We start from the raw sequence: 22,215 nt of genomic DNA on the forward strand, positions 1-22,215 counted from the left end.
ACAGAGGTTCCATTAGACTAACTCTGGTTTGTCTATCAGGAGAAGAATGAAGCGTCAGCTATTACTTGGTTCAGCCACCCTTGCAGCCATTGCGCTAGTTGCGGGGTGCACTCAAGCGCCGCCTGCAGTGAAAGATCCAGTAAACATTTCTCAAGGCGTACAAGTATCTCTAGCGCCCGACGCTTCCATCACCCAGATCATGAGCGACGCTGTGCTGGTGGGCCAAGACGGACAGATGTCCAGCGAGCACAAGAAAATGAACGCTGCGCTCGTCAAGGATCTACCAATCCGGATCAGCACGACGTACCGAACCGACGATGGGTCCACGGGCACAAACCTTCAAGACCTTTCCGGGTACACCGGCAAAGTCGAAATCAGACTCAATGTTCAAAACCTAACAGTCAAATCACAAGACGTCTCATACGATGTAGCAGGCAAATCAAAAACTGATCCTGCTCTGGTAGGCGCACCATTAACAGTGATGGCCTCCGCTGAATTACCTGGGATTCGAGTTGATCAGCTCGCCCCTACGGATGATAAGAATGAGTCCGGAACCAACGGAGTAATCTCCACTTCAACACGTACAACGTCTCCTGCAAATAGCAGCAAAGATGGACAGTCCCCGGCGACTGTCGTTCAATGGGCGACCCTTCTCGCACCACCAGTTTCGCCAGCTCAAACAACACTGCGGCTATCTGCTGATGTGGAGAATTTTGAAGTTCCAAACTTTGATATCGCTGTGCAACCTGGCATGAATACTGACCCGTCCGCAGCGGGGGCACTCACAGCTGGAGTAAAAAGCAACAGTTCAACCGAATTGGAAATGCAAGAGCGAACTATCTCTCTAGTTATGTCCGTCAATGATGTGCTGGCGCGAGCAGGCAAGACGATGACTGACGTTCGCGACAACCTAGATACAGCTTCAGGCACTCTTGGCGTAGACGCCGCTAAGAGCCTCAAGACTAACAGTGAGTCGTTAACCAAAACCATGGAAGGTGTACACGACCAAGTCGAGCAGCTTAGTGATGACCTCACTGCCAATACTGAGGCCGCCAACAAGGCCACGAATGAGCAACTCATACAAGTTGTCTCTGCCATGGATTCCATGCTCGGAGATACCTCTGCACCATCGCGTGCCATGCAGTCCTCAGGTGAAACCTGCGGCGCAAATGTCCATAGCTCTGATGCTGGATACAGTGTTTACTCCAGCCTGACCCAGATCTCATCACAACTCGACGGTTATGCCCAGGCAACGTCTGCTTGCCGAGATTCCCTTTCACAGACCTTGGCAAATTCCATCGGTCCGGCTGAACCAACTGAGCAGAACTGCACCGAACCATCGATGACATGTGCTTTCCGTGATTCCTCAATAAAAATCACAGAAGAACTCATCGGCCTGGTCGTCAACGGAGACAAACTAATCGCTGATCTTCAGCCAGAGCTCATCGGCAACACCACGGGACTCCATAAGGACTTGACCAAGTCCTTGGAAGAGTCCGCAAAGGACCTCGACGCACTGCGCAAACAAGAAGACGAAAAGATCAAGCCCGAAGATCTCGAAACCCTAAAAGATTCGGTCGACTTGTCGCAGGCGCAGCTATCAACAATGACCGAATCATTAGATAAGCTTCACGCACTCGCTGAGAAGAACATTGAACGCATCGGAGCGGTTGAGAAGACCAATTCAATGCAGGGACAGAACAAAGAACTGATTGACCAGATCTGTGCTTTGGCGCAGAAGCCCGATCACGAAGGTGGACTCTCAGCGCAAGAGGCAAAAAAGCTTCTGGATCATCTGACGCAGGATGCCGATTGCCTCAAAGACTTGCCCGTTGTTCCGAGCGCCACAGTTACACCATCCGAGTCGGAAGTACCCGAGTATTCACCTCAGCCAACACCCTCTGAGGATGTTGTTCCATCGCCTTTGACCCCGACTCAGGTACCGCTAGAACAAGACAGCAGTACTCCTTCACAGACACCTACCGCTACTCCGTCGCCAAGCGCAACGTCTACCCCTTCGACTTCGCCCTCGGCTTCCCCTACCCCCTCGGACAAGCAGCTCGACGTCGCTGAGCCAGCGGCATGGGTACATTCCAAACCAGCCCCGTCTGAAGATACTTCCGAGTCAGCCCTTCCCACTGCCAACATTCCGGAGGAACAGCCTTCACCTACCAAGGCAACACAATCACCTGACGGACCACTACCAACAGGAAATATCCCTGAAGATCCTTCTCCGACCAGCTCACCAGAACCATCAGAATCGGCATTACCAACCGGCAAAGTTCCCGAAGATGATCAGGATCCTGCCGACAAGGTGCCCATGGACGTGCAGCTCAGCCGCCAGTCTGAAGATTGGAGCACTGTTCTTGAAGCGACCGACACTTCAAGCCAGAACGATGGCGCAGGCAAAAACCTCAAGGATCTTTCTCAACAGCTTGATGAACTGAGCAAACAACTCGACGAGCTGAACAACGCTGATGCTTCGGGCTCTCCAGCCCCCTCTCCTGCCGTGGAGAAGCTTGAGAAGGAATTTACAACGACTCTTGAGGCCAATACCAAACTCGGCGAAAGCCTCTCTGAACTAGATCTGCAGCAGAAGGCCCTCGAAGATCGGATTCGCGAAGCCTTCTCAAAGGCTGCCCTCGATTCATCGGCGAGCGCCGCGCAACTCATCAACGATCAAGTCCGGGTCATTTCTGATCAAGGTAATCTCAGTCGCGAGGCAGTAATCAAGGCATTTGACCAGTCCGTTGCCGGCCTGCTGGCCACTTCTGACGACGTTGAAAACGGCGTCAAGAAAAACGTTGAACAGCAACGTGCCGAATTGCAAAGGCAGGCAGAAGCACTGGGCACCGGCATGGACGACCAGACAGCTAGCGCGTTAGAAGCCATCGCTCAGTCCTCCGGTCAGTCAGCTCGTGACATGGAAGGTGCTAAAGCGCAATTATCTGCTTCATTGAACAAGGTGATCTTGGACTTGGGTAACCGCAAGGTTAATGGTTCGGGACTCCTGGGGTCGTTAAGCACCAGCGCAGCGTTGTCAGAAACTGCTGACTACCAACTTGCGCTGGCAAGCAAAACCGCCGAGGAGTACGCAAACCTGCGGGAAGAAGACGTTTCCGCTATCTTGCACCGACAAGCCCAGGTAAAAGCCTCCATGCAAGCGACAAGCGAACTGCCCGCCTTCGGAATCGACGTTCCGCAAGGGGCAGAAAGCACCACCTTGTATTCGTTCCACGTGGAGGGCACTTCCTAATGGAAAGACAGCACAAGAAAAAGTCCTCGCGTACCTCTCCGAAAGCAAAGTTGATTCTTGGCGCGGCATTCCTCATTGTCATTGGTCTGGTTGTCGCTGGCAGTGCTCTCTTCCGACCATCACAACGGCAGGAACCGATATCAGCTGCACCGATTACCTTGGCGCTGGAAGCATCCAGAGTTCCAAAGGATGCGTCCATCGGGCTGGTCGTATCCTATGGCGACTCCGCAGGTTCTGAATGGAAAGACGCCGCGAACGGGGCATTAGTCGCAGCCAAGAGATTTGAATTGGGCGGAACGGCTGTTTCGGTGGAAACACGCGATGACCGTGGCACCGACGAGGGCGCGCGTGAAGCAGTGGAAGAGCTGAAAAACTCAAATGTGTCCGGGATCATCATCGCGTCTTCAGGAGAGCATGTTTCAGCCGCACTCGATGAAGCGCAAAAATCCGGCATTCCTGTGGTTCTGCCGTACTACACCGGCTCCATAGATCAGTACTCTGATGTTTACCGCACGACTGCAAGTAATGCTGCAGTTGCCAACAAGCTGAACCACGTAGTTCAGCCAGCTACCAACCCAATGCTGCTTAACGCTGGCGGTCAGCCGCTGGATGGTTTGACCGCTGGTCAGGTACGCGAGGTTGGCTCCTCTGAGGACTTGGGCGAACTGGCCAAAGCACTAAAGTCCTTGGCAGCGGCGGAGCGGAGTTTCCCAATTGATGCTGTGGTAATCAATGGCACTGCCCGCCGGCAGGCACAGTTGGTGACGGCATTGCAAAAGGCCAAAGTCGATCTTCCTATCGCGCTGTCGTCCGAGGCCACTAGCCCGGTCTTTGCTACGAGCATGGTTGCAGAAAACGCCAGCTTGTCCAACGAGCTGGCCACGGTGGGAAGTCAAAGTTTTGATGATGCCGCGCTCGACGCTGGTGCTTCGGGTCAAGCCATGAACAGCTATCTGGCCGTATTGCAACAGATGGCTAGCAATGAAGAGACCCTGAGCCTGGCTGGGGACCGCCCTTTTGCTGACGTGGCCCCGGTAGCGGATTCACGAGCACATGATGCGGTAGTTGCCTTGGTTCGTGCCATCGAGGACGCGCACAGCACCCAACCGCAAAAAGTCGCCAAGAACCTGCGCGGACTGTCACTGGATACCGGTGAGGGGCTAGCCCATGGCACTTTGGATTTTGACACCAGCGAAGCTTTCACTGACCAACCACAAGAGCTGCGGTTGAGCAATCAAGATTTGGGGTTGCGCACAGTGAACAGCACCGACGGTTCGGCACAGCAATGGTTCGCCGTCCGCACTGATGGCTAGGGCACTTACCTAATTGCAAGAAGCAGTTGCTATACGGCTGCTTCCGGTTGCGTCGGATTCTTCAAGGAGGGGCTAACCCACATGCGTATCGCATTCGACTTTGACGGTCAGCGGATGATCCGTGATATTCACGCAGCCGATGATTCGACGACACTGCAAGACTTACTTATCAAAGTTGGTCTAGCGGACACTTTAGCCGCAGACATTTACATTGATGACACTCGCACTGAATTGGACGCCCCGCTGAATGAGGTGAAGTTGCTCGAAGGCAGTGTCATTAGCAGCCGCCCCAACACCATGGCAGCTGACTTCTCTGGATGGACCGCTTCAATTTCTGGCGGGCTGAGCAGTGGTGAGATTATTGAGCTTCCTAGGCATCGTCGGGTACTTTTGGGCCGTTCCCCTCATGCAGACATCCGACTAGAAACGCAAAGCGCTTCATGGGAGCACGCCTCATTCGAAGTTGAAAATGATGACCAGTCTGGGTCTGCGGTCCGAATTCGTGACTCAGAATCTACGAACGGAACGTTCGTTAACGGTGAGACGGTACCTTCCGATGAAGACGGCACACTAATCTCGGACACCGCAATTATCACAGTCGGTGGCGTCAGCATCCTACTCAGGCCAGATTTTAGTGAGCATAAGGCTCCAAAACCTGGTTCGTTACACAATCTCACTTCCTCCCATACTGCGCCTTTTAACCGGCCCCCTCGACCTGGCCGACCAGCTGAGCATCCTCCAGCTACCGTCCCGGAGCGCAAGACCGTACCCCCTGCGTCAAAGTTCAGCTACGTCACCGTCATCGCTCCCTTGCTCATGGCCGGTGCCATGGTCATGATGATGGGCAACGCACGTTACGCACTGTTTGCACTGTTAAGTCCCGTGATGGCCATCGGCATGTGGTTTGAGCAGAAGAGAAGGCACAAAAAGAATCTCGCCGAAGAAGAAGCTCGATTCTCCCAAGCTCTCCTGGAATTCAAAGATCAACTGGCACAAACCTCTGCACAGGAAGCCGCCCGCTTACGCGAATGGGTTCCCGATACCACGGTTGTTATGCGCACCGCTCGATTCCCAACCACACGACTGTGGCAACGACGAGCTCAGGATGAAGAAGTCTTGGCGCTAAACGCCGGTACCGGTGAGAACTATTGGAAGCCTGAATTGCCTAGGGGTACTAATGTGTCACGTCTAGACAAAGAGGCCCGCGCAATTTACGAGGCCAACAAACTAGCGGCTGCCCCGGTTATTGCTGACCTTTCCAACGCTGGTGTCGTGGGCATCGTTGGTAACCGTCAAGGGGCACTAGCACTAGCTCGAAGCCTGGTCGTTCAAGCCGCAACCCACATCGGTCCAGCCGACCTTCGCATAGCTGTCTTCTGCGACCGGGGTCGGGCAGATAGCTGGGGATTTACTTCCTGGTTGCCCCATACCCGGCGCCACGGCAGTAACGATCAAGAACTGTGGCTCTCGGACCAGAATGAACGTAGCAAGGCACTTCTCAAAGACCTAAAGGCTGCGACTGACGCGACCATTCCTGGCTTGACCCTCATGGTGGTGGATTCAGAAGTCCTGACCGAAGGCCGAGACGCTCCGGCTCGATCCCTGTTGGGTCATGGCCGTTCGGTGGAGACCGGCTACAAGTCTCCCGGCCCGGCAATGCACAAGATCTCAGGTATCGTCATTGCCACCGAAGAGCATTATTTACCTGCGGCTTGTAATACGGTCATCCATGTTCGTGACGATGCCGAAGCGACCGTGGAACAACGCCATGCCCAGCAAAGCGTTGACAACGTCACCATTAGTGGGCTTAGCGAAGCCTGCGCCGAGCACGCCGCCCAAGATCTCGCTCGCTTTGACGACCCTGAACTAGTTGTCCCCGGCGCCGGCCTGCCATCTCTAGCCAAGCTTCCTGATCTGCTGGGTCTGCAACAGATCAATGCAGGACAAATTAGGAAACTTTGGGCTTCATCCAAGGGTTTCGAAACTCCCATCGGAATCAGCGAAGCGGGGATCATGTCCTTGGACCTGGTCAAGGATGGGCCCCATGGGCTCGTCGGCGGTACCACCGGTTCAGGTAAAAGCGAATTCTTGCGATCGATGGTCGCTGGATTGGCAGCGCGCAACGCCCCGGACAAACTCAACTTCATCTTGGTGGATTTTAAAGGCGGTGCCGCCTTCGCCGCTTGTGAGGCGCTCCCCCACACCATTGGCACCATTTCCAATCTTGATGAACAGCTCGCCACTCGTGCTCTGGAGTCCTTAGAGGCAGAGATGGAACGCCGCCAGCGCCTTTTCGCTGCAGCTGGTGAAGACATCGATAATCTTGATGCCTATCTCAAGACCGACCCTGAAGAACCTATGCCACGGTTGCTTCTGGTCATCGACGAATTTGCCATGTTGGCCAAAGAATTCCCTGACGTTCTTAAGTCGCTGGTTTCAGTTGGCGCTGTGGGACGTACCCTCGGCGTGCACATGATTCTCGCTACCCAGCGCCCGGCCGGTGTCGTCACCGAGGATATTCTTGCCAATACCAACTTGCGCGTCGCCCTTCGAGTGCAGTCTCGAGAAGACTCCAACAACGTTATTGGTGTCCCCGCAGCGGCCAGCATTAGCCGCAAGCAGATGGGACGCAGCTACGTAAAACTGGGGCAGGACGACATCACCGCAGTACAGACTGCGCTCGTGACGGGCCGTGCAGTGATTAGCAGTGGTCCTACCCTTCAGGCCCTCGAACCCGGACACTTCGGATCAGCCGGAACCACGCCGGTGAACACCAACACGGTGCTCAGCCAAGACAGCGATCTTGATTTGCTCATTGAAGCCATCAATGAAGCCAATGATGAGCTGGGCCTGAAAAAACCACGATTCGTCTGGCCAGAGGCTCTGGGCCAACGGGTGGAGTTGCAAGGATTCGAGTCCGTCTCCGGAACGGGTGTCGAGGCCATCCACACCGCCGGCGGTTTCGAAGACGACATCCTCAAAGTCGCTTTACGCGATGAACCACAGCTGCAGCGGCAAACTGCAACCGGCTGGAATCTTCGCGAAGGTAACCTCCTGTTAGTTGGTATACCTGGTTCGGGCACCAGTACCACGCTGTGTTCACTGGCATTAACTGCCGCACTGAACGTGGACCCGGATGAGCTTGATCTGATGGTGTTGGATCTAGGCGCAGGTGCATTGCGGCCACTAGCTCATTTGCCACACACGCTGGCCTATGTCGGAACTGACCAAGGAAGCAAGGAACGTCAGGCACGCTTCTTGCGCTTTGTAGGCAATGAGCTTTCCGCGCGGAAGGCCGATCCACGCCGTCGCAAGAAAACCGTCATCCTAGTAGATGGCTTTGTAGCTCTCCGCGAAGAATTTGATGCTTATGGTTCGGCCGGTTCCCTCATGGAACAATTCATGCGCGCCTACGCTGAGGGGCCAGCACTTGGCCTGCACTTCGCTGTAACTAGCTCGATTAATAATCGTGTTCCGACCGCGATGAACGCTATTACGACTCAGAAGTGGGTTTTTAAGCTCTCTGACTACCATGAGTACAGCGCGCTAGGCATTAAGAAGGGCAATGTCCCGGCTCCCGTGCCGGGTCGTTGTGTAAGTATTAATGAATTGCTCCAGATGCATGTTGCCTCCGTCAATGCTGATCTTTCAGACGCGGTAGCACTGATCGACGAACGTTGGGGGCACCGTCCGGCGCGACCGCCAGTGATTCGCAACCTGCCTACGGAACTAACGCCCGCGCAACTAGGCGCTGTTCCATCCCTCACCGGGGAACCGTGGAAGATTCCCGTAGGCATATCCGAGAGTGACCTGTCGCCGGTCTTCCTTGAGATTTATCCGCAGGAACATGTGCTCATTGGTGGACCTGCACGATCAGGCAAGTCGACGTTGCTGATGGCACTGGCACAGCTGCTCCAAGAAGTACCGGTCGGCGGTTTACAGCATCCTGAAGTCTGGGCGATCTGCGATAAACGCTCCCCACTAAGCGCAGCTGGACTTGATAAAGTCTGCGCTACTAACGGTGATATCAGTGGCTTTGTCAATGATCTGTTGTTCCTCGACGGGCCTCGGTTCTTGTTGATTGACGACGTCGAGAAACTCGATGACCAGGGCTCCGCCATAGAAAACTTGCTCAAGAGCGGTCCCGAAGGAGTATGCGTTATCGCTGCTGGTCGCAGTGCAGAGCTCAGGAGCCTCTATAGCTGGCAGAAGATCCTGCGCAGTTACGGAACCGGTGTCCTCTTGCAACCGGATCCGTATAAGGATCAGCCAATTTTTGGCATTGATATGCCGGGTAAGACACCCGTGGCGCTAACGCCAGGACGCGGCTACGCGCATTCCGGCGGACATATCACCTTGATTCAGAGTATTAGCCCTTCCGCCCCCGAGCACAAAGGCGCTACTACTGACCATCAGTTTTTGTAAGAAGTCAGGTAGGTCGGGATGGCTGGTCTATCGCCGACACAGATAAGGAAGAAGAATATGAGCGTCACTCGCCCATCAAAGAAAAAACGTCAGCTAATCATCGGCTCAGCCACGCTACTGCTCGGCACCACCATGCTCACCGGTTGTGGCACTGAAGCAGTCAAGATGGTCACCGACCAAAACGGAGTCAAGTCAGAAATGGTTCTTGTCTCCAAGGACAACCGCGTGATCGAACAATACGGTTCTAACACCATCGATTTCCAGAAGATGGGCGCCAACGCGGATGCGATCAAAGGTGCAATTTACGACTATCAGCAAAAGACAAAAGATCTAGCTGGCGTTGAATACCGTTACGCGGTAGGTAACTCCAAGGCCCTCGAATACACCGAAGTGAATTTCGACGAAGCAGACCTGAACAAATTGAAAGAACTTGACATCCTTCAGGGAGATTCCACGGACGCAGATAAGACGGACTTTGTTGATCTTCAGAAGACTATCGATGCGCTGGAGAAGATCGGTTACACGAAGGAACAGTAATTCAACCCGCCACCCTCTTTCACCTACCGCAGAAGGATTTCAACACTCATGACTTCAACTCCACAAACTCCAACTTTTCAACAGCCAACAAATACCGAACAGCCCTTGGATCAGCCTCTATATGGGGCATCGTTCGGACAGGCCGTTTCTCGTTACTTCAAGAAGTACGCGACTTTCAGCGGACGTGCATCGCGTAGCGAGTACTGGTTCGTGGCGCTCTTTACCTTCGTTCTCAACCTAATTCCGTCAGTGTTCATGTGCATCGGTGTTGCCCGAGGACAGGCGTGGGCTGATAAATACCAGGTGGAGGTACCTTACGGAACCACCGATGGCGAACACTTCGAAACGTACACTCGAGGCCCAGGCGGGATCCAAAGCCCCGACGCAGTATGGATTTACATTGGCCTAGTGCTCATGATTCTGATCTCTTTGGCTTTGATCGTCCCTAGCCTAGCCGTCGCCTGGCGCCGTCTGCACGACACTAACCGCCCCGGGCCTTGGTACTTTATTTCGCTGGTTCCCGGTATTGGCGGAATCATTCTCCTAGTACTCATGCTGTTGCCTTCCAACCCTGAAGGTGCACGTTTCGATCGCACCCAGCAGACACCGATTCATGCAGCCAACTAGTTCGCTAAAGCGTCGCACGGCCAGTGGTGTCATCCAACGTGCACGTGCAGCGGTGATCCTCATTCTCAGCATCACGTGCTTCACGTTTGCTCGCAACATTGGTTTCAGAAACCTTTTCGCCGGATTCTTCCCGCCCATAGTCGGTATCGTGCTCGGGCTAGTTCTGGGAGCAGCTATTTCCATGGCGCTCATTCGATACCTTCCACGAGTCGTGGCACTCTTAGCGGACCTCGCGTTGTTTTTCGTTGCCATCGGTCTAGCAGACAACGCTTCGTCGACCGGAGTAATCTTCCTTTGGATAGCCAGCTTCATGGGCCTGGTTGTAGGCGTGCCAATCGCCATCTCCAGGGAATTTCGGAAAGAAGAAACAACCGTTGAACAGCGACGAGGGGTTCTCTCAGCTCAGAGCAAAGACGAGGATCGCCTGATCTCGTGGTGGCGCGAAGGACGCATGGAATTTGAAAATTCCATCGCAACGCCCGCAGATTTGCAGGCGCTTCTTGCCGCTCTGAACGGCAAGAAACGTGCTCGTTTCAGTGCCTTCAATAAGGGTTCACGAATCGATGTTTTTGGCGGGCCTAAGCAAGGTTATGTTTTCTTCTACTCAGAAGATGCGACGCTACCACTCGAAGAGCAGAATTGGATTCAACTCTTAGATGATCCATCAGCTAAGGCAATCTTGGTTGATTCCAATGGGCAACGACGCAAAGCGCACAAAAAGTCCAATAACACGGCTCGCACCTACCCCGGCTATAAACCAGTCGTTTTCGGACAGGACGAGCTGAACTCGATTCAAGCAGTCGCAGAGGTCGTGGACCGCTTCGCAACTGGTGCACCTGTCAGACCTGAGAAAAAATGGGTTGAAGGGGACCAAGCCTATTATGCTCGGCCTTTGGTCTTCCCTAAGGAAACCAACACAGACACGGTTACGCCCATCAACAACGGCTGACCAAGTCCAACGCACCGGCCACGTTGCAGTCCAAGAACTGCAACGTGGCCGGTACTGTTTAAATCAAGTACTTTACGGCCTGAGACGGTCTAGCGCGTAGTGATGCTGAACGGGTTGCTTTGCAGGTCCGTATAGTTCCCTACCGTCGCCCGCACAGTGCATTGAGGTGACACCGACAGCGCGGTAACGACTAGACCGTCTTTGGACACGGCCAAGGCACCCGAGCAACCATCGGCGAAGCGAACTCCCGCTTCTCCTTGCGATACCGATTGCAGAACTGCAGTTGGTTTTCCTGTTGCGGGGCTAGCGTAAATTGGATTGAGCTCGTCAGGCCCAGATGGCCACACCGGAATGAGCTTCACCGGTAATGGAGTCTGGCTGACCGTCCGGGTGGGGGACTTCACCGCAATATCCTGCAATCGCTGAATTGGATAGGCACTTCCCTGAGTGGCTGGGTCACTCATTGCCTTCTGTGTTGCTTCCGCAGCAGATTTCAACCACTCGTCCAGTGCCTGTTGGTCAGCCATTTCAAGGTGCAACTTTGCCCTAGCTTCCGCTGTTGATTGCTTAGGCACTGCCACGTCAGTCAGTTGCCACCCGCAGTCGCCGGCGACCCCATTGATGCTTTGTTGGTTTCGGACAGCCTTCGCACCATCCCACGTTGCATTGGGGCACGTACTTCCGTCCCCTGATGCTGGCAAGGATTCAAAGAATTCTCCGCGTAGAGGTGTCTTCTGGGCCGAATAGGTAACGGTGAGTTCAACGTCGCCAGTTTGCGAGTCATAAACGGCCCGTCGTGTAATGCCCAGGCCAGACGGCAAAATTTGGTCTTGCTGCGTTGCAGTCAGTTTCTCTGCGTTTGCCTTTCCTTTGCCTCCTGCACCGGGAATCAGGATGATTCCTAGTATGAGAACCACAAGCAGAAAAGCTGCCGTGGACAGTAGCCAGATCGCCTTGGTTGTCAGCCAATCAGGACGTTTCACCTGGCTTCGCTGATCAGTTTCAGGCTCCTTCTCAATGGGGACCGCCGGCTTCCGGGTTCCCATCGGTCGAATGACCGTGTGGTTCGAGGGAATACCCAAATCCGGAAGTTCAGGTGACTCTTGTGCTTGGGACGTTTCGGGCTCACTTGTGCTTTGCAGCTTTTCACTACTGCGGATAACGGTTGCCGGCCGTTCCAGTTCTCTAAATTCTGTAGGCTCTTCAGTCACCACAAGAGCGGGAAGGTCTGCGTACTTCTTGGCCAGCTCACGCAGCTGGTAGGCCGCTGTGCTGGCGTCAGGCCTATCGGATGGGTCTTTAGCCAACATTGAAGACAACGCGTCCCACAGTGTTTCCGGCAGGTCCAATCGTGGCGGAACGGTCGAGACATGGCGGAACGAGAGGGTGTAATCGTTGCCGCTACCGGCGAAGGGTGTGCGTCCGGCGAGCAACTCGTAGAGCAGGACCCCCGTGGCGTAAATATCCCCCGAAGTGCCGGCTTCGCCTCGGGTAAATAGCTCCGGAGGCATATAGGCCGGCGTGCCTAGCATGCCTGAGGTGCTCTTTTTGGCGCCTTGAAGCACTGAGGCAATTCCAAAGTCAGAAACTTTGGCCATCTCGTGGTCCAACAGCACGTTATCAGGTTTGATGTCGCGATGGGTGACACCATTTTGATGGGCCACGGCGAGCGCGTCCAACACTTGGATCGTGTAGCCAAGGGCGGATCCAGGCACCAATGTGCCATGTGATTGCAAGGCGTCCCTGAGAGTGCCACCTTCAACCAGATCCATCACGATGGCCAGCTGATCGCCTTCAACCACCAGGTCTCGGGCAACAACAATATTTTCGTGCTGCAAGCTCAGGAGCACCGAGCGTTCTTTGATGAACTTTTCCACTAGGTCCGAGTCCTGTGCATGTTCGGGACGCAAGAGCTTCGCGGCGAGGTCAAGACCTCCGCGTAGGTGGCTTACACGCCACACTTCACCGACGGCGCCGGAGCCAATTTTCTTGATCAGCTTGTAGCTGGATCCCAGTGCATCGCCTGCTTGCAGAACACCCATGATGTTTGTTTGATACTTCCTTTTTGCTGCACTTTAACGTGCCAAACGGCGGCTCATCTCCCACGGAGATGAGCCGCCGTTTAGGCTACAAAATACTTACTCGCCAGATTCAATCGCAGCCTTAGCTGCAGGGTCGGAATCGTCAAGGAACTTGCCGATGCGATCAACTTCTTCCGCTTCGCCGATGGCTGCGGCCGCACGGCCCAGCGCATAGAGCGAGCGGAGGAAACCGCGGTTAGGCTCGTGGCTCCAAGGCACTGGGCCCTGGCCACGCCAACCGGCTTTGCGCAACGAGTCCAGGCCACGGTGGTAGCCAACGCGAGCAAACGCGTAGGATTCCACGGTGCGACCTTCGCCATGTGCTTCATCGGCCAGTAATGCCCACACCAACGAGGAGGAGGGGAACTTGGCCGCCAGGTCCACTGGCTCGTCGCCAGCTTCAAGACGTGCCAAGACCTCGGACTCCTCGGGGAGCAGGGTTTCTGGAATGCCCAACAGGTTTTCGCCGACCATATTTACTTCAGCGACTTTCCGGCCGAGCCCAGCTGCTGAGCTGCTTCGACGATGCGAGCTGCCATGGACTCTTCAGCCTTGGCGCCCCAGACGCGTGGGTCATAGGTCTTCTTGTTGCCAACTTCGCCGTCGATCTTCAGCACGCCGTCGTAGTTGCCCAGCATGTGGCCGGCGACTGGACGGGTGAATGCGTACTGGGTGTCGGTGTCGATGTTCATCTTGATGACACCGTAAGCAACTGCGTCAGCGATTTCCTGCTCGGAGGAGCCCGAACCACCGTGGAAGACGAGGTCGAATGGGTTTTCCTTGCCAATCTTGGCGCCAACCTGAGCCTGGATATCCTTCAGGATCTCCGGACGCAGCTTCACGTTACCTGGCTTGTAGACGCCGTGAACGTTACCGAAGGTCAGCGCGGTGATGTAGCGGCCCTTTTCACCGGCGCCCAGTGCGTCGATGGTTGCCAGAGCATCCTCAACGGTGGAGTACAGCTTGTCGTTGATAGCGTTCTCTACGCCGTCTTCTTCGCCGCCAACAGCGCCGATCTCAACTTCGAGGATCTGCTTGGCAGCTGCGGTGCGTGGCAGCAGCTCTGCTGCGATACGCAGGTTCTCTTCCAGGGTCTCAGCCGAGCCGTCCCACATGTGGGAGTTGAAGAATGGGTCGCGACCTGCAGCAACTTCTGCCTCGGAGGCAGCCAGCAGTGGCAGTACGAAGCTGTCCAGCTTATCTGCTGGGCAGTGGTCGGTGTGCAGTGCGATGTTTACGTCGTAGTTCTTAGCTACTTCGCGGGCGAAGGCTGCGAAGCCCAACGAGCCTGCGACCATGTCCTTGATGGAGGCGCCGGACCAGTAGGCGGCACCGCCGGTGGAAACCTGGATGATGCCATCAGATCCTGCTTCAGCGAAGCCGCGAATTGCGGCGTTCAGGGTCTGCGAGCTGGTGACGTTTACTGCTGGGAATGCATAACCGCCAGCCTTGGCGGCGTCGATCATGGCATTGTACTTATCGGGGGTTGCGATAGGCATGCTTCACTCCTGGTGATTAGCGAGGTTTCGCGTCTCCATTGACGGCGGTTCGCCATCCATCCTATCGCCTAGGTCACTATCTCTACCTAAAATCTCATATCGTGACACGTTAAAGAACCTGTATTTGCAAAGACAGCGGCCATGAGTATCCAGAGAACTACTCGCTACTCACGGCCGCCGAGTTTGTACTAGACGATTATTCGGTGGGAGACACCGAACTACTAGCGCTGCCAGTGTCGCTTGGACCAGTTTTCGTTGTTGACGATTTTGCAGTCGTTGGCGATTGTGAGCCGCTCTCTGCGGGCTGCGTGCTCTTAACGGTTGGCTTGCTTTCCACTGGCGCCGAAGACTCTTCTTTAGAAGGTTCGGGAGTCTTTGTGACGCCAGATGGTGAGGGCTTCACCGTTGGTGTCGGTTTCACAGATGGCGCTGGAGCTTTAGTGTCACTTTCACTTGGATCACTTGGCGCACTTGGGCTCTTTGTTGCGGTGGGCTTGTCAGTATGGCTGGGGCTAGGAGTAGTCGGTTTAGCAGTCTTGGTTGGTGTCGGCCGTGGCTTCGGAGCTGGGCTAGGAATATACGGGGTGTCGTTCTCCGGGACAATAATGTCCGGATCCGGCTGGTTGGTAGATGGTGCTGTGCTCTTGGAACCGCCGCCCTTCGGAGCAGAGTTGGCGCCCACTGTCAGACGCTGTGAATTGATCATGGCCTGACGTTGACCAGGGATCAGCGGCAGGTAGTTTCGCGGGTCATGCCAGCGTCCATCGATGATGACCTCGAAATGCACATGGCAGCCGGTAGAGTTTCCTGTGGTTCCGGCCAAGGCAATAAGTTCACCTTGTTTAACGCTCTGCCCCACTTTGGCAATGAGCTTTGAATTATGGCTGTAGCCGGTTTGGACATTAGATCCGTGATCAAGGGTGACACGCATGCCTGAGTGTCCCGCCCATCCTGAAACGATGACCGTTCCGTCCTCAGCAGCATAGACCGGGGAGCCACAAGAGATGGGATAGTCCTGGCCGATGTGGATCTGATTGCCCGCACCGGTGGGGTTTGAACGCCAACCATAAGGGCTAGAAATTTGGCGCGAAGTTACCGGATGCATTAATTGCAGATCCCCCGGTAGCTTTCCAATGTCACCGACGGTACCGGCCAATAGTGCGGTACTCGCCGTTTCTTCCTCTGCGGCAGCCTGACTACTTTCGGCTTCTTCCTCGGCGTCAAAGTCCACGGTCTCTGAGCCCTCAGCGGCCCCTTCTACCATTCCCACCGGGCGCCCATCGATGGCCAGTTTCTTCCCCGACGCACCAAAGGCATTCAGCGGAGCATCCACACTTACGAATACTGGAGCATGTGCCAACGAGGAATCGGCAACCGCATCCAGGGCTACGGGCGCGATTCCCTGACGGCTATCTGCCGATTGTGCCACCAATGGAAAGGCCAGGGCGCCGGTCAGCCCAAGCGCAGCGGTCACCGAGGTTGACCAGATGAGCAAAGGCCTTCTCCGGCCAGGTAATCTGTGGCGCGCTTGGTCATGATTCACTTGATGACGACGTTTCACAGCCACTCACTCCCAGATCACATTTCCATAACTGGATTCCAGAGTAAGCTGAAAAATGTAACTAATCCAGATGCTCGACTAATACTCACGAGTATTAATTTTTGTGTTAGCCCACCTGTTGACCGAAGACATGCCTGCGAACCCACGCATGCATGGCAATTCCGGCGGCAGATGCCGCATTGATGGAACGCGTCGATCCAAACTGTTCAATTGACAAGGTGTCTTTGGCCGCAGCATGCACTTCGGGGCTCAAACCCGGGCCCTCTTGGCCAAACACCAAAACGCAGTTCTTCGGCAGGTCATAAGTTTCTAGCGGCACAGAGTCAGGGAAAATATCAATGCCCAAAATGGTCAGACCCTCGGCTTGCGCCCAGATAACAAAATCCTCAACGGTTGGGTGATGACGCACATGTTGGTAACGATCCGTCACCATCGCGCCGCGTCGGTTCCAACGACGCCGACCAATGATATGCACCTCTTTGGCCAAAAACGCATTGGCACTTCGCACCACGGTGCCAATATTCATATCGTGCTGCCAATTCTCAATGGCGATATGGAAATCATGGCGGCGCTCATCTAAATCTGCGATGATCGCATCCATGCTCCAGTAGCGGTACTTATCCGCCACATTTCGGCGGTCGCCATTGGCCAGCAGCTCAGGATCATACTTATCGTCGGTGGGAAGCTCCCCTTCCCAAGGCCCAACCCCGATGATGTGTTGCTCGTTGGGGTCGTTTGCTGGTTCCTGCGTTTCTTGATTCACACTATTAAGCGTAGTTCTTTCTAATCGTGCCCTTGTTCACGGCGCAATCACCCAAGGCTGTGTAGTCTTTTTACTAGCAGGGGAATCTTTCAACGCAGATAGCTCCCACCACAATTTCCTCAGGGAGGACTTCACCTCGTGACGACTACCAACCGCGCTGCCCGTACTGTCCACGACATCCAGTGCTGGCTCACTGACATGGACGGCGTTCTCGTCCACGAAAATCAGGCCGTTAAGGGCGCCTCCGAGCTGATGAGCTACTGGCGCGAAAACAACCTGCGCTTCCTGGTGCTGACCAACAATTCCATCTACACCCCGCGCGACCTGCGAGCGCGACTTCTCGCTTCCGGTTTAGATGTTCCAGAGGAGAATATCTGGACCTCAGCGATGGCCACCGCAGAATTCTTGGCCCGCCAGCGTCCAGGTGGACGCACCTTCGTTATTGGCGAGGCCGGCCTGACCACCGCACTGCACGAGGCCGGGTTCATCATGACCGACCAGAACCCTGACTACGTGGTTCTCGGCGAGACCCGCAATTACTCCTTCGAAGCGATCACCAAGGCGATCCGCCTGATCGAAGGTGGCGCGAAGTTCATCGCGACCAACCCGGATGCCACCGGACCATCGGCCGAGGGGTTATTGCCGGCCACCGGAGCTATCGCTGCGCTGATTTCCCGAGCCACCAACCGCGAACCATATGTTGTGGGCAAGCCAAACCCAATGATGTTCCGCTCCGCTTTGAACCGTATTGATGCACACTCGGAAACCACCGCCATGATTGGTGACCGCATGGACACCGATATCGTCGCAGGCATGGAAGCCGGATTGCTCACCGCTTTGGTCTTCACCGGTATCACTGCTCGCGAAGATATGGACACCTTCCCCTTCCGTCCAGATCTGCAGTACCCATCGGTCGCAAACCTGCACGCGGAACTAGCCAAGGGCAAGAGTACTCCTGAAGCTAAGGAAGCCAAGAAGTAAGCACTGCAACATTCAAGGAGCGCCCAGAGATTTCTGGTCGCTCCTTTTGTTGTTTCATCCTCTCTAGCGCACCTCAGAGCGAACGGGCCAAACACCGACCAGCAGTTCGCCCGGTAAAGATGCAACCGCCAAGGAATGTTCCTTCCAACGCGTTGTAACCATGGGCGCCGCCACCACCAAACCCGGCGGCTTCTCCGACGGCGTAAAGTCCTGGGATCGGCACACCATTCGCGCCAAGTGCCCTTCCCTCCAGATCGGTTTGAATTCCACCAAGTGTCTTTCGTGTGACCACCCATAGTCTCACCGCGATCAGCGGACCGTGGGCTGGATCGAGAATCTTATGGGGTTTGGCAGTGCGGAATAACTTATCTCCCAAGAATCGGCGAGAGTTTTGAATTCCGATGGTCTGTGCATCTTTTGAATACGGGTTAGCAACTTCGTTATCGCGGGCCATCACAATGCTCTCGATGTCCTTAAAATTCAGCAGGCCATCCCCGCCCAACTTGTTCATCCCCGCGACTAGTTGCTCAAGGGTATTTGCTACCACGAAGTCCTCACCATGGTTTTTGAAGTCTTCCACCGGCCCGGTTGCCGACCGCCCGAGCCTGCTTTTAAGTAGCAACTTCAGGTCGCGATTGGTGATGTCAGGGTTCTGCTCCGACCCAGAGAGGGCGAACTCCTTTTTGATAATTGACTGGTCAAGGATGAACCACGAGTAGTCATAGTCCACGAGGTCGTTGGTGGTCCTTAGGAGCTTGAGCGTACCGAGAGTGTCATACCCGGGAAGTCCCGGCGCAGGGAGCCGACGCCCGCGAGCATCAAGCCACAATGACGACGGTCCAGGTAGTATCCGAATGGCGTGCGATGGCCAGATTGGATTCCAGTTCTGCAAACCTTCGGTGTAATGCCACATGCGGTCGCGGTTAACCAGGCGCACGCCTTGGTCGGTAGCGATGTCGAGCATGCGCCCGTCCACATATTCGGGCACCCCGGAGATCATCTTGCTTGGCGGTGTTCCCAAACTTTGTGGCCACCACTTTCTGACCTGTTCATGGTTACCGCCGATGCCACCGCTGGCGATCACTACCGCTTGGGCTGAGAATTCAAACTCATCAATTTTCTGGCGGTTGGAGGGTACACCGCGCTTAGCCTGATCATCAGCGAGCACCGTACCGCGCACGCCGGTCACTTGCTCCCCGGTGAAGACCAGCGCATCAACTTGATGTCTAAAAGCGAACTGCACTGTGCCGGTTTCAGCGGCTTCGCGTGCTTTGTTGGCGAAAGGTTCACTGATGCCAGTACCGGTGCCCCAAGGAACGTGGAAGCGTGGCACCGAGTTTCCGTGTCCCTGGGCTTCAAAATTACCGCGTTCAGCCCAGCCAACTAGCGGTGTGAACTTGATGCCCTGTTCTTGGAGCCACGCTCGTTTCTCGCCCGCGGCAAATTCAACATAAGCACGTCCCCACCGTTGCGCCCACAGATCCTCAGGGTACTCCCCTTCCAACCGGTCCCATCCGGCTGATCCTTGCCAGTCTTGCCAAGCGAGGTCGAAGGAATCGCGCACACCCAACCGGCGTTGCATTGGGGTATCAACCATGAACATGCCGCCGAATGACCAGAAGGCCTGACCACCAAGGTTCGTCGCGTTCTCTTGCTCTACGATCAGCACTTTCTTGCCGGCCTTGACGAGTTCATTGCTCGCCACGAGGCCGGCAAGGCCACCGCCGACAATGATGACATCTGCGTCCATCTGATCCATCCCAAAGTTCCGATCCCGTTGATTACATCGGGCTTGGACTCGAACTGTACTCAATAGACAAAGAAATGAATACCTCCGTTCTCCCGCACAGGCGGCACATCATGGCCTGAAAAATCGCAACGGCTAGATGATGGACACCGGTGTATCCATGACCCTACCTTCACCGACTTCTCGGACTCTCCCGACGATCTCAAATGAGCTTTGAAGTGAGAGGTCTTCACTACTGGACCCAACGGTCGCCGTGAACTTTCCCGGTTCAACAATCCGTCGTCCAGCCAGTCCGGTAAATGATGTTCTGTCGGCATGTACACGGAAAGAGACACGCTTAGACTCCCCCGCCTCCAACTGAACTTTGGCGAAACCAGCTAACCAGCGACGAGGACGCACTACCTGAGAAAACTCATCCGACAAATACAGTTGCAACGCTTCAGCTCCAGAACGATCACCAGTATTGGTAACCGTCGCGCTAATTTCTACAGTTCCCTCGGTAGAAATCTCTCGCTGCGATAACTGAAGACTTGATACCTTGAAACTTGTATATGAAATCCCGTATCCAAAGGGAAACAGCGGACGAGGGTCTAGATTTGAAATGCCATCTGAATGCCAGCCCAGCTTGGGCATCAGGTAGGTTCCAGGCTGCCCGCCCACATGATCCGGTATCTGCACTGGTAATTTGCCCGAAGGATTCACCTCCCCGGTGAGCACACCAGCCAACGCGGTGGCTCCTTCCACACCTGGCATGAAGCACTGGATGATGCCCGCTGCTCGCTGGGCGAACTGCCCCAAAGAGTACGGGCGACCGGTCACTAACACTAGAACCGTCGGCGTTCCAGTATCCAAGACCGCTTCAACTAGTTCTGCTTGTCGTCCTGGCAACTTCAGGTCCACCACATCGCAGCCTTCGCCAGAGGTTCCTCGGCCAAAGAGTCCGGCAAGATCTCCGACAGTCACAACTGCGACCTCAGCTACCTTCGCTGCTTCAACTGCCTGGGCGATGCCGGAGTCGTCCAGATCGGTGAAGTCCACCGCACGTACGTATTCAATGTGGCTTCCGGCGAGCGCAGCAGATTCTTGAAGGGCCTGCAGTATGGATTTCATTTCCACACCGTAATCGTCCTGCTCAGCAAAGCGGGAGTACACGTGGTTGGTAAATGAATAGCAGCCCAGATGGGTGCGCGGCTGTGTTGCACTGGGACCAATGACAGCTACTCGTGCTGGATTTTGCAGTGGGAGAATTTGCTCGTTCCGTAGGAGAATAATGGATTCTTCGGCCATGCGCCGAGCGTGCTCTCGATTCTCGGCCGAGTCCAGTTCAACGTCGTCGCCCTGCCAGTCAGCTCGCGGGGTGTATTCAGAATCCAGCAGCCCCGCATCAATTTTTTGAGTCAATACTCGACTCACTGCAGTGTCTAATATGTCCTGATCTAGTCGGCCGGCTCGTACTGCTTCAGCAAGATTAGCGAAGGAAATAGTTTCAGGCAGTTCTACATCCATGCCCGCCGTCAGCGCCAACAAGCCCGCAGCGTCGTCGCTCTCTGCAATTTCGTGCATACTGTGCAGGAAACTGACGGCCCAGTAATCCGCCACCACGGTACCGGTGAATCCCCAGCGTTCGCGCAGCACTTCGGTCAGGAGCCGGCGACTAGCCGCAGGAGCTTCACCGTCAATATCTGCGTAGGAATTCATCACCGAAGCCACCTTCGCTTCACGCACTGCGCGTTCAAACGGGGGGAACACTGTATCTTCCAAAGCTCGTGGGCCAATGAAAACTGGCGCGTGATTACGTCCTGCTTGGGAAGCTGCGTAGCCTGCAAAATGCTTTAGCGTAGCGCTGACGCCAGCACCTTGAAGGCCTTTTACGTAGGCAACTGCCAGTTCCCCCACTAGGTGCGGGTCTTCGCCGATAGTCTCTTCAACTCGTCCCCAACGGTAATCTCTGACAACGTCCAAAACCGGTGACAGGCCTTGATGAACGCCCAGTTTTTTCATGTCCGCACCGATCCGTGCAGCCATGGCCTCGATCAATTCAGGATTAAAACTCGCTCCCCAGGCAATTGATGCCGGATAGCAGGTTGCGCCCAACGCGGTGAAACCGGTCAGACACTCTTCATGAGCAATAGCCGGGATCCCGAAACGGTTGGCAGCCATAACTTGTTCTTGAAGTTCAGCCAATCGTTCTCTTCCCTGCGCTGGGTCCACCGGCACGGTGCCAAAAGCTCGGGTGATATGCCCTAGGCCATTTTTGATTGCGGTCTCAAAGCTAGGTCCTGCCCCGAAGGTATCCGCCATCGGAGCGACATTCGCTTCGCTGTCGTGGGATTCTTCCTCCGGGCGAATCCAGTAGGACCCTAGCTGAGCAGCTTTTTCTTCGAGGGTCATTTGCGCCAACAGCGCGGCAACACGCTGATCGGTTGGCAGGCTTACGTTACGCCAGGTCTGCTCGGCAGTTTTCATGAAAGTCCTA

The 22,215-nt window shown here is 55.1% G+C and carries 14 protein-coding genes; 7 read left to right on the forward strand and 7 right to left on the reverse strand.

Annotated features, from left to right (window positions below):
• Positions 1-46: 46 nt before the first annotated feature.
• The 6 genes from FJV47_RS13090 to FJV47_RS13115 all read left to right on the forward strand — a co-directional run bounded on the left by FJV47_RS13090 (position 47) and on the right by FJV47_RS13115 (position 11,107).
• Positions 47-3,256, forward strand: a complete 3,210-nt coding sequence (locus FJV47_RS13090) for a hypothetical protein (RefSeq protein WP_159613733.1) — start codon at positions 47-49, stop codon at positions 3,254-3,256.
• Positions 3,256-4,569 carry an ABC transporter substrate-binding protein gene (locus FJV47_RS13095; protein ID WP_159613735.1) on the forward strand — a complete coding sequence of 438 codons (1,314 nt, stop codon included), beginning with the start codon at positions 3,256-3,258 and terminating at the stop codon, positions 4,567-4,569. The genes FJV47_RS13090 and FJV47_RS13095 overlap by 1 nt, the downstream gene beginning before the upstream one ends.
• 81 nt (positions 4,570-4,650) lie before the next feature.
• Positions 4,651-8,994: an FtsK/SpoIIIE domain-containing protein gene (locus FJV47_RS13100; protein WP_159613737.1), complete on the forward strand. Its 4,344-nt coding sequence runs from the start codon at positions 4,651-4,653 to the stop codon at positions 8,992-8,994.
• A gap of 57 nt (positions 8,995-9,051) precedes the next feature.
• Positions 9,052-9,531 (forward strand): DUF1307 domain-containing protein, encoded by a 480-nt coding sequence (locus FJV47_RS13105; RefSeq protein WP_159613739.1) that lies wholly within the window; start codon positions 9,052-9,054, stop codon positions 9,529-9,531.
• Positions 9,532-9,579: 48 nt separating this feature from the next.
• Positions 9,580-10,158: a DUF805 domain-containing protein gene (locus tag FJV47_RS13110; protein WP_159613741.1), complete on the forward strand. Its 579-nt coding sequence runs from the start codon at positions 9,580-9,582 to the stop codon at positions 10,156-10,158.
• Positions 10,145-11,107 (forward strand): hypothetical protein, encoded by a 963-nt coding sequence (locus tag FJV47_RS13115; RefSeq protein WP_159613743.1) that lies wholly within the window; start codon positions 10,145-10,147, stop codon positions 11,105-11,107. The genes FJV47_RS13110 and FJV47_RS13115 overlap by 14 nt, the downstream gene beginning before the upstream one ends.
• Before the next feature lie 89 nt (positions 11,108-11,196).
• Here the strand turns inward: FJV47_RS13115 and FJV47_RS13120 are convergent, their stop codons facing one another.
• The 5 genes from FJV47_RS13120 to FJV47_RS13140 all read right to left on the reverse strand — a co-directional run bounded on the left by FJV47_RS13120 (position 11,197) and on the right by FJV47_RS13140 (position 17,011).
• Complete coding sequence (locus FJV47_RS13120) at positions 11,197-13,149, reverse strand: serine/threonine-protein kinase (RefSeq protein ID WP_159613745.1); 1,953 nt, start codon at positions 13,147-13,149, stop codon at positions 11,197-11,199.
• A gap of 96 nt (positions 13,150-13,245) precedes the next feature.
• Complete coding sequence (locus FJV47_RS13125; RefSeq protein WP_159613747.1) at positions 13,246-13,662, reverse strand: DUF3151 domain-containing protein; 417 nt, start codon at positions 13,660-13,662, stop codon at positions 13,246-13,248.
• A gap of 2 nt (positions 13,663-13,664) precedes the next feature.
• Positions 13,665-14,687, reverse strand: a complete 1,023-nt coding sequence (fbaA, locus tag FJV47_RS13130) for a class II fructose-bisphosphate aldolase (protein ID WP_159613749.1) — start codon at positions 14,685-14,687, stop codon at positions 13,665-13,667.
• A gap of 196 nt (positions 14,688-14,883) precedes the next feature.
• Complete coding sequence (locus FJV47_RS13135; RefSeq protein WP_159613751.1) at positions 14,884-16,161, reverse strand: peptidoglycan DD-metalloendopeptidase family protein; 1,278 nt, start codon at positions 16,159-16,161, stop codon at positions 14,884-14,886.
• Positions 16,162-16,354: 193 nt separating this feature from the next.
• A complete protein-coding gene (locus tag FJV47_RS13140; protein WP_159613753.1) occupies positions 16,355-17,011 on the reverse strand; it encodes an RNA methyltransferase in 657 nt (218 codons plus the stop codon).
• Between the two features lie 198 nt (positions 17,012-17,209).
• On the opposite strand from FJV47_RS13140, the gene FJV47_RS13145 reads away from it, so the two are divergent.
• Positions 17,210-17,992: an HAD-IIA family hydrolase gene (locus FJV47_RS13145; RefSeq protein ID WP_159613835.1), complete on the forward strand. Its 783-nt coding sequence runs from the start codon at positions 17,210-17,212 to the stop codon at positions 17,990-17,992.
• A gap of 73 nt (positions 17,993-18,065) precedes the next feature.
• Here the strand turns inward: FJV47_RS13145 and FJV47_RS13150 are convergent, their stop codons facing one another.
• Positions 18,066-19,742 carry an FAD-binding dehydrogenase gene (locus FJV47_RS13150; RefSeq protein WP_159613837.1) on the reverse strand — a complete coding sequence of 559 codons (1,677 nt, stop codon included), beginning with the start codon at positions 19,740-19,742 and terminating at the stop codon, positions 18,066-18,068.
• Positions 19,743-19,874: 132 nt separating this feature from the next.
• A complete protein-coding gene (locus FJV47_RS13155; RefSeq protein ID WP_159613755.1) occupies positions 19,875-22,205 on the reverse strand; it encodes a beta-glucosidase in 2,331 nt (776 codons plus the stop codon).
• Positions 22,206-22,215: the final 10 nt, after the last annotated feature.

It is taken from the genome of Glutamicibacter sp. JC586, assembly GCF_009805585.1.
Taxonomy (GTDB): domain Bacteria; phylum Actinomycetota; class Actinomycetes; order Actinomycetales; family Micrococcaceae; genus Glutamicibacter.

Coding starts and splice junctions, on each gene's coding strand:
- FJV47_RS13090 (WP_159613733.1), top strand. CDS start 47: ATGAAGCGTCAGCTATTACTTGGTTCAGCCACCCTTGCAGCCATTGCG.
- FJV47_RS13095 (WP_159613735.1), top strand. CDS start 3,256: ATGGAAAGACAGCACAAGAAAAAGTCCTCGCGTACCTCTCCGAAAGCA.
- FJV47_RS13100 (WP_159613737.1), top strand. CDS start 4,651: ATGCGTATCGCATTCGACTTTGACGGTCAGCGGATGATCCGTGATATT.
- FJV47_RS13105 (WP_159613739.1), top strand. CDS start 9,052: ATGAGCGTCACTCGCCCATCAAAGAAAAAACGTCAGCTAATCATCGGC.
- FJV47_RS13110 (WP_159613741.1), top strand. CDS start 9,580: ATGACTTCAACTCCACAAACTCCAACTTTTCAACAGCCAACAAATACC.
- FJV47_RS13115 (WP_159613743.1), top strand. CDS start 10,145: ATGCAGCCAACTAGTTCGCTAAAGCGTCGCACGGCCAGTGGTGTCATC.
- FJV47_RS13120 (WP_159613745.1), bottom strand. CDS start 13,149: ATGGGTGTTCTGCAAGCAGGCGATGCACTGGGATCCAGCTACAAGCTG.
- FJV47_RS13125 (WP_159613747.1), bottom strand. CDS start 13,662: ATGGTCGGCGAAAACCTGTTGGGCATTCCAGAAACCCTGCTCCCCGAG.
- fbaA (WP_159613749.1), bottom strand. CDS start 14,687: ATGCCTATCGCAACCCCCGATAAGTACAATGCCATGATCGACGCCGCC.
- FJV47_RS13145 (WP_159613835.1), top strand. CDS start 17,210: ATGGACGGCGTTCTCGTCCACGAAAATCAGGCCGTTAAGGGCGCCTCC.
- FJV47_RS13150 (WP_159613837.1), bottom strand. CDS start 19,742: ATGGACGCAGATGTCATCATTGTCGGCGGTGGCCTTGCCGGCCTCGTG.
- FJV47_RS13155 (WP_159613755.1), bottom strand. CDS start 22,205: ATGAAAACTGCCGAGCAGACCTGGCGTAACGTAAGCCTGCCAACCGAT.